This window comes from Mesorhizobium sp. M7D.F.Ca.US.004.01.2.1 (genome assembly GCF_003997785.1).
In the GTDB taxonomy this organism is placed as follows: Bacteria; Pseudomonadota; Alphaproteobacteria; order Rhizobiales; family Rhizobiaceae; genus Mesorhizobium; species Mesorhizobium loti.
In genome coordinates this window covers 1-5,912 of the sequence record NZ_RZRQ01000347.1, presented here as the reverse complement: position 1 = coordinate 5,912, position 5,912 = coordinate 1, and the positions used below count along the sequence as shown (strand labels likewise).

Genomic DNA, 5,912 nt, shown 5'->3' with positions numbered 1-5,912 from the left:
GATCACGCTGGCGGTTCCGTCGAAAGGCCGACTGAAGGAACAGTCGCTGGAAGTGCTGGCCAAGGCCGGGTTAGCTGTCAGCCTGCCCGGCGACGAGCGCAAGTACCACGCCCGCGTCGAGGGCCTGGACAATGTCGAAGTGGTGTTCCTGTCGGCTTCCGAAATTGCCGGCGAGATCGGCCAGGGCGCCGTCGATCTCGGCATCACCGGCGAGGACCTGGTGCGTGAAAACCTCGCCGACTGGGAGACGCGCGCCGAAATCGTCGCTCGTCTCGGCTTTGGCCATGCCGATGTCGTGGTTGCCGTGCCCGACATCTGGCTCGACGTCGACACCATGGCCGATCTCGACGACGTCGCCGCCGACTTTCGCCAGCGTCATGGCCGTCGGCTGCGCATTGCCACCAAATACTGGCGATTGACCCAGCAATTCTTCTCGCAAAAACACGGCATCCAAGTCTACCGCATCGTCGAGAGCTTAGGTGCCACCGAAGGCGCGCCGGCGGCCGGACTGGCCGATGTCATCGTCGACATCACCACGTCAGGCTCGACGCTGCGCGCCAATCATCTCAAGGTGCTGGGCGATGGCCTCGTCCTGCGCTCGCAGGCCTGTCTCGTGGCGTCGCGCAAGACACGTGTGGCAGCCGATGAAGCGGTCCTGCGCGATATTGCCGCCAGGATGGCATCCCCGGCCGCATAGACCCCAGTACCATCGGCGGGATTTCCTACATCCCGGCAGGCTGATAGGCTCGGCCAGTCCCGGGAGGAGAGAGCGATGCCAGTCAATCTCGACGAGCTGAAGAACGCCACCAATTTGCGCGGACGCGGAGCGCGCAATGGCGGCACCTTCGTGGCACCCGTCGACGGCAAGGCGCATGTCTCAGGCGAGCGCACGGTGCCGCTGCTCAACAAGACAATTCCCGCGCTGTTTTCCGACACAGCCAGCAAATATGCCACGCAAGACGCCGCCGTCTTCGTCGACCAGGACAAGCGCTTCACCTGGAGCGAACTGTCGGACACGGTCGACGCGCTGGCCGCCGGCTTCCTGGCGCTTGGCCTCGAAAAGGGCGATCGCGTCGGCATCTGGTCGCCCAACCGCTGGGAATGGCTGGTGACGCAATTCGCCACCGCCCGCATCGGCCTGATCCTGGTCAACATCAACCCCGCCTATCGGCTGACCGAGCTCGACTACGCCTTGAACAAGGTCGGCTGCAAGGCGCTGGTCACGGCGGCCAAATTCAAGACCTCGGATTATCTCGGCATGATCGAGGCGCTGGCGCCTGAGATCGCGAAGGCCACGCCGGGCAAGCTCAAGGCGCAAAAACTGCCGGCGCTGAAGATCGTCATCCGCATGGGCGACGAGAACTCGCCCGGCATGTTCAATTTCGGCGACGTGCTGGCCATGGCCGGCCGCGACGAGCATGACAGCCTCGACCGCATCTCGGAGGGGCTGAAGCCCGGCGACGCCATCAACATCCAGTTCACCTCAGGCACCACGGGCGCGCCCAAGGGCGCGACGCTGACCCACAACAACATCGTCAACAACGGCAATTTCGTCACCTCGGCGATCAAGCTGACCGTCGACGACCGGCTCTGCATCCCGGTGCCGCTCTATCACTGCTTCGGCATGTCGATGGGCACGATGGGCTGCGTGTCGAAAGGCGCCACCATGGTATTCCCGGGCGAGGGGTTCGATCCCGGCGCGACGCTGAAGGCTGTAGCGCAGGAACGCTGCACCGGGCTCTATGGCGTGCCGACCATGTTCGTGGCGCTCCTCGATCACCCGGATTTCCATTCCTTCGATCTCTCCAGCCTGCGCACCGGCATCATGGCCGGCTCACCCTGTCCGATCGAGGTGATGAAGAAGGTGGTGTCGCTGATGCATATGGAAGAAGTGACCATCGCCTATGGCATGACCGAGACCAGCCCGGTCTCATTCCAGAGCGGCGTCGACGACCCGCTGGAAAAGCGCGTCTCGACCGTCGGCCGCATCCACCCTCATGTCGAGGTCAAGGCGGTCGACGCCGATGGCGCCACCGTCGCCGTCGGCGCGCCGGGCGAGCTTTGCACGCGCGGCTATTCGGTGATGAAGGGCTATTGGGACGACGAGGAGAAGACCCGCGAGGCGATCGATACCGACGGCTGGATGCACACCGGCGACCTCGCCACCATCGATGCCGAGGGCTATTGCAACATTGTCGGCCGGGTCAAGGACATGGTCATCCGCGGCGGCGAGAACGTCTATCCGCGCGAAGTCGAGGAATTCCTCTACCGCCATCCCAAGGTCAGAGAGGTGCAGGTGTTCGGCATTCCCGACGCCAAATATGGCGAGGAACTCTGCGCCTGGATCGTGCTCAAGCCCGGCCAGATCGCCACTGAGCAGGAGATCAAGGCTCTCTGCGCCGGCCAGATCGCCCACTATAAGGTCCCGCGCCACATCCGCTTCCGCACCGAATTGCCGATGACGGTGACCGGCAAGCCGCAGAAATTCCTGATGCGTCAGGCGATGGTGGAAGAGCTGGGACTGGTGGCGCAGAAGACGGCCTGAACGGGTGAACGCTTTGATCTGTCGGTGCGCGAATGCAGCCAAGGTTCGCAGAAACGCACAGGGGCTTGCATGAGCGGTTTCGGACGATCGGTGACTTCTTATGCGATGCCGCTGGCCGCCTTGGTGATGGCTGTCGCCGTCAGAGCCAGCGGGCTGTCGGTAGACGTAGGTTCGCCGAGCACCAGAGTCCTTGTCGGAGCGCTTTCGAGTGCGATCATGTTCGTCACCATTTTCGTCGTGCTCGACCACGCCGAGGCGGTAGCTCGGCGGGTAGGGGAGCCGTACGGCACGCTGGTGCTGACGTTTGCCGTCACGGCGATCGAAGTGTCGATCATTGTTTCCATGATGCTGCATGGAGAGAACAACCCGACGCTGGCACGGGAGTCCGTCTTCTCGACGGTGATGATCGCATCCACCGGCGTTGTCGGCATGTGTCTCGCGCTTGGCGGCTGGCGTCATCGCAAGCAGGCCATCGTGCGGCAAGGGACCAGTGCCTATCTGGCGGTTCTGATCGCGCTGACCGTCATGACGCTTATTCTGCCGACCTACACCCAGACCACGGATCCCGGCACGTTTTCGGCAGCCCAACTTGGTTTCGTCAGCGTCCTTTCAGTGCTGCTCTATGCAAGCTTCGTGTTCGCGCAGACCGTCCGGCACCGGGAAGACTTTATCCAGGGACAACCACACGGCGTTTCGGTGCGCGCTGCCCCTCACGAGAACGTCTCTGCCAGCGCTCTGTTGCTGATGGTCGGCCTGATCGGAATTGTCATGCTCGCCGAGCAGGTCGCGGCAAGCGTCGAAGATACGCTCGTTGCCTACCAGGTGACCCAGGCTGACAGCATTGTGGGGGCAATGATCGCGGGGCTGGTGTTGATGCCGGAGGCCATTTCGGCGGTGCGCGCTTCACTCAACAACGAGCTGCAGCGCGGCTTGAATGTCGCGATGGGTTCGGCTTGCGCCACGATCGGCCTGACCATACCGGGAGTCGCAGCCGCCAGCCTGCTGACGGGGAGAGGACTGACCCTGGGGCTGCCGGCTGCTGATGCGGTCCTTTTGGTCTTGGCGCTTTTCATATGCAATGTAAGCTTCAGTACTGAAAGAACGACGTTCTTGACCGGAATGGTCCATCTTGTAGTATTTTTTACTTATGTATTTCTGATATTTATACCATGAGAGCTTTGGTGCAAGCGAAGCGCCAAGGGGGCGGCATCCTTCGTTACCTCAGACCGCGGATTTGAGGTGGTCGATAAAGGCGCGCAGCTTCGGCAGGATTTGGCGTTTGCCGGGATGATAGAGGAAGACGCCCGGTGTCGTGGCGGCGACGCCGTCGAGCACCGATTTGAGTTTTCCCTGGGCTATCGGACCTTCGGCGACGGGTCGCGGCACCTGTGCCAGCCCAATGCCCTGCATCGCGGCCCCGAGCAATGTCGGATAGTCGTGCGCGATCAGCGGGCCTGAGACCATCGCTTCGATCTCCCCGTTGCCGTCGACGAAGGACCAGGGCGCGATGGCGCCGTTTGAGCGGCGCAAGCGCAAGCAGGCGTGGTGGCGCAAGTCCTCGACACGCTCGGGGTGGCCGTGGTGCTCGAGATAGTCTGGGCTGCCGACGATCACGAACGAACGACGGCGTCAGCCGCACAGCGACCATGTCGGGCGCGATGAACTGGCCAAGGCGGATGCCGGCATCGAACCCGCCGGTGGCGAGGTCGACCATCTCGTCGCTCGCGGCGATCTCCAGTTCGATCTCGGGATAGGCCTGGCAGAACGACGCGATCACCGGCTCCAGGATCAACGGCACGACGGCGCGAGGTACGGACAGGCGCAGCAACCCGGTTGGCCGTTGGCCGACATCGCGCGCGGCCTCGCCTGCCGCGACGAGTTCCTCGAAGGCAGGGCCGGCACGATCGAAGAACCGTTGACCAGCCTCGGTCAACCCGACGCTCCGCGTCGTGCGCACGAACAGCGCCGCACCCATGCGGGCCTCCAGCGTGCGCACCGCTTGGCTCACGGCGGACGGCGTCACGCCGAGATCGGCAGCGGCACGGCGGAAGTTGCGGCGCCGGGCGACAGCCAGGAAAACCTCGACCCCCTCCAGCGCACCGTGCCGGACTGTGTAGTTCTGCTTCATAGGTTGTTGTGATTATACCGGATAGTCGAATTATGGAAGCGGATCTAAGTAGGAGAGATGAACACTGGAGACATCCTGCAATGACCGATGGACTTGATGGCGTGCGCGACCACTATCGCGCGACCGGCCTGACCGGGCGGCTGAAGACGGTGCTGGCTGCCCTCGGCCCGGAGGATCAGCTTCTTACGCCACAGCAATTGGGCGTTCTCGACCAATTCCACACCCGTGGACTTGCCGCGACCGCGGAGCTTGCCCAATTGGCGGGCATCGCCCCGGGCATGTCAGTTCTGGACGTCGGCTCGGGCATCGGCGGGCCGGCGCGCTTTCTGGCCGCGACCTATGGCTGTCGGGTTACTGGCGTAGATCTCAGCGACCCTTTCGTGGATGCCGCGCGCTATCTGACCGAGCGCACGGGGCAGAGCGGGCAATTGTCGTTCCAGGCCGCCAGCGCCCTGGAGCTTCCATTCGATGATGGTCGTTTCGACATGGCGCTGCTGCAGCATGTGGCGATGAACATCTCCGACAGAGTGCTGCTCTATCGCGAAATCAGGCGCATGCTGAAGCCAGGCGGCAGATTTGCCACATTCGACGTCGTGTTGTCTGGCGGTGAGCCGCACTATCCGCTTCCCTGGGCGCGAACGCCGGCGACGAGCTTCCTCCTGACAGTCGACGCGACACGTGAGGCGATCGAACCGGCCGGCTTCAGCATGCTGGCATGGCAAGATGACACCGAGGTTGCCAAGGCCTGGTTTAGGCAGTTGCGTGCGTCCGGTCCGCCGCCTTCGCCAAATCTCGGCGTTGTAATGGGACCGGACTTTGCCGAGCTTACGGCCAATTTGGGACGAAATCTCATGGAAGGCCGGCTCGGCATTCTGACCGCGGTGTTCGAGGCAGCATCGACCAACAGCTGACAGGAGACCCGAATGTCGACGGAATTCGTTTTCCAGACACATCTAATTCTAGGTTATGTCGCGTGGCTGCTTTGCTTCGGTGCATACATCTGGCCCTGGCTGAGCTCAATGGACCGGGTCGCGGCGCAGCGAGCCATCGCCACTCTGCACAGCTTCCGCTTCTTCGGGCTCGTCTTCATCCTGCCGGGCGTCGTGAGCCCCGATCTCCCAGCCGGCTTCGCCGTGTTCGCCGCTTATGGTGACTTTGCAACAGGGCTGCTGGCCATGCTAGCGCTGCTCGCGATGAGGCTGCCTCGGCTCTTCTGGGCGTTCGTCGTCGCCTTCAATC

Annotated in this window: 4 protein-coding genes and 2 pseudogenes; 5 read left to right on the top strand and 1 reads right to left on the bottom strand. The window is 63.0% G+C overall.

The genetic code is table 11. From position 1 onward, the window contains the following. Position 1 precedes the first annotated feature (1 nt). The 3 genes from hisG (at position 2) to EN993_RS29765 (ending at position 3,718) form a co-directional block, all read left to right on the top strand. Positions 2-697, top strand: a complete 696-nt coding sequence (hisG, locus tag EN993_RS29775; RefSeq protein ID WP_245469012.1) for an ATP phosphoribosyltransferase — start codon at positions 2-4, stop codon at positions 695-697. 75 nt (positions 698-772) lie between these two features. Next, positions 773-2,545 carry an AMP-binding protein gene (locus tag EN993_RS29770; protein ID WP_127265573.1) on the top strand — a complete coding sequence of 591 codons (1,773 nt, stop codon included), beginning with the start codon at positions 773-775 and terminating at the stop codon, positions 2,543-2,545. Between the two features lie 216 nt (positions 2,546-2,761). Next, positions 2,762-3,718, top strand: coding sequence for a calcium:proton antiporter (locus tag EN993_RS29765; protein ID WP_245469011.1), 957 nt, complete (start codon positions 2,762-2,764; stop codon positions 3,716-3,718). Positions 3,719-3,766: 48 nt separating this feature from the next. On the opposite strand, the pseudogene EN993_RS29760 reads toward EN993_RS29765, so the two are convergent. Further along, a pseudogene (locus tag EN993_RS29760) lies at positions 3,767-4,673 on the bottom strand (LysR family transcriptional regulator). 80 nt (positions 4,674-4,753) lie between these two features. Between EN993_RS29760 and EN993_RS29755 the strand changes: the two are divergent. Both EN993_RS29755 and EN993_RS29750 read left to right on the top strand, forming a co-directional pair. Beyond that, a complete protein-coding gene (locus tag EN993_RS29755; RefSeq protein ID WP_127265571.1) occupies positions 4,754-5,584 on the top strand; it encodes a class I SAM-dependent methyltransferase in 831 nt (276 codons plus the stop codon). A 12-nt stretch (positions 5,585-5,596) separates the two neighbouring features. Further along, positions 5,597-5,912: pseudogene (locus EN993_RS29750) on the top strand (hypothetical protein); the annotation flags it as partial.